Annotated in this window: 1 protein-coding gene; it reads left to right on the top strand. The window is 80.6% G+C overall.

What is annotated here, in order from left to right; genetic code table 11:
• Nucleotides 1-44: 44 nt before the first annotated feature.
• On the top strand, nt 45-227 hold a 183-nt coding region (locus VR44_RS40735), incomplete at its 3' end, for a CurL C-terminal domain-containing protein (RefSeq protein WP_157880583.1).

The following is a 227-nucleotide window of genomic DNA, read 5'->3' as shown; positions in this document are numbered from 1 at the left end:
CCGCCCCCGAGCGGGAGCCTGCCTCCGCGCCGGGCGGTGCACCGGTGTCCGGGCCGGTGCCGGTGGCGCTGTCGGCGCGTTCGCCGGAGGCCCTGCGGGCGCAGGCGGCCCGGCTGGCCGACCACCTCGACCGGCGGCCCGGGCTCGATGTCGCCGACGTGGCCTACTCCCTGACGGGGCGTTCCGAGCTGGAGCACCGCGCGGTGGTCGTGGGCCGGGACCGCGAG

The organism is Streptomyces katrae (assembly GCF_000966975.1).
In the GTDB taxonomy this organism is placed as follows: Bacteria; Actinomycetota; Actinomycetes; order Streptomycetales; family Streptomycetaceae; genus Streptomyces; species Streptomyces katrae.
The sequence above is the reverse complement of the archived record's forward strand: the minus strand, read 5'-3'. Positions and strand labels throughout refer to the sequence as shown.